The 1900-nt window shown below is 56.5% G+C and carries 2 protein-coding genes; both read right to left on the bottom strand.

The annotated features are described in order from the left end of the window. A partial coding sequence (locus ACOSYY_RS07270; protein ID WP_421661601.1) for an ABC transporter ATP-binding protein occupies positions 1 to 1184 on the bottom strand: 1184 nt, incomplete at its 3' end. Beyond that, on the bottom strand, positions 1172 to 1900 hold a 729-nt coding region (locus tag ACOSYY_RS07275), incomplete at its 5' end, for a lipid-A-disaccharide synthase (RefSeq protein WP_421661602.1). The genes ACOSYY_RS07275 and ACOSYY_RS07270, both read right to left, overlap by 13 nt.

Genomic DNA, 1900 nt, shown 5'->3' on the forward strand with positions numbered 1-1900 from the left:
CCACCCGCCGTCGGCTCATAGAAGCGCGGCAGCAAACTGGCCAATGTGGTCTTTCCGCTTCCGCTGCTTCCGACGAGCGCAACCACTTCACCTGGCTTAATGGTGAGATCCACATCGGCCAGAGCCGGGCCCGTCTGATTCTCATACCGCAGGGAGACCCCGTGAAATTCAATAGCCCGATTGATCCCTACCAGAGGGACCGTGCCATGATTCTGAGATTGTTCGGTTTCCAAGTCCAGCACGTCGAAGACCCGTTCAGCCGCCGCCAGCGCTTGTTGAATCAGATTATTGGCGCACGATAGCTTTTTGATGGGGGTATAGGCCATAAACATTGCCGCCATGAACGAGAAGAACGCGCCGGGAGTCATCGCCTCATGAATGACCAAATAGCCTCCATACCAAATAATGGTTGCGACACCGATCACTCCGATGATTTCCATGTGCGAGTGGCCGAGCGACCAAACCTGGTTGGACTTCAACGTGGTCGAGAGAAAGGTCTGATTGCGCGCCTTGAATCGTTCAGCCTCCGCCTCCTCCCGACCGAACGCTTTCACGACTCGGATGCCTGCGAAGATTTCTTGGAGCGTTGAGGCCATGTCCCCCATTTGCTCCTGTCCGCTGGTCGCCAATCGCTTCAATCGTTTTCCCACCCGCACCATTGTCAGCCCCGAGAGCGGGATCACGACCAGCGAGATCGCCGCCAACCTCCAATTCTGATAGATGATGACGCCGACCATCGCCAGAAAGGTGAGGCCGTTCTGGAAAATGTCTTTGACGACGCTCGATGCGGCATTGGCCATCATCCCCACATCGTTCACAACCCGCGAGACCAAGCGGCCCGATGTATTGGTGTCGTGAAACCCCACGGACAACCGCATAAGCCGTTGGAACAATTGCTGTCGGATGTCCGCCACGACCCCATTGCCGACATAGGCCATCAAATATCCCACGCCATAGCTGAACACCGCCTTGAGTGTCGCGACCCCTAAGAGCGCCAGCGGCAATACCAGCAACATCCGTTCGTCTTTTTGGATGAAAATATCGTCCAAAACCGGGCGCGCGAGCCAGGCATAGGCTCCGCTGAGCAGTGCCACCAAACCTGAACAGACAAATGCTCCTACGAACCGTATCCGGTACGGCTTCACGTAACTCATCAGCCGTTTGAATCGCTCTAGGCCTGACATGCCTGCAACACCACCTCCGCAGCCCTGGCCGACGCGCCCGGTTCACCCAAAGCGGCCCGAACCTCTGCCAAATCCCGTTTCATCTCATCGTACGCCGGTCGATCGTCCAAGATCCGGAGAGCCTCTTCGTATAATCGCTGTCCCGTCGCAGCGGACTGGAGCAACTCCGGCACAACCGTCCGACCGGCCACCAAATTGACAAGCCCGATCCATTTGACTCGAATCACGAAGCGAATCACCACATTCGCAAACCAAAAGGTCAGCGGTGTGGTTCGATAGATCAATACCATCGGAGTTCCAACCACAGCCGCTTGCAGCGTGGCCGTACCCGAGGCCACCAGCACAAGATCCGACAACGCCATCACTTCAGTGGCCTGCTCCTTTACCAGCGCGATAGAAACGGAACTTTGCCCCAGGAGAGGCTGCAACAGATTATCGTGTATGGTGGCGGCTTGCGCCAGGATAAATTTCGTTTTGGGTTCCCGACGCGCCAATTTTTCTACAGCCTCGATGAGGATGGGCAGCAATACTTGCACCTCATGGGCCCGGCTTCCCGGCAACAAGGCAATCACTCGCTCGTCATCGGAGAAACCGAATCTGCTGCGAAGCTCCGTCCGATCGTAGCGGCTTGCGACGGCATCCAATATAGGGTGGCCGACAAACGTGCACCGGACACCCGCTTCGTCGTAAATGGGCTTCTCAAAAGGAAGTATGAC

This window comes from Nitrospira sp. BLG_2 (assembly GCF_049222245.1).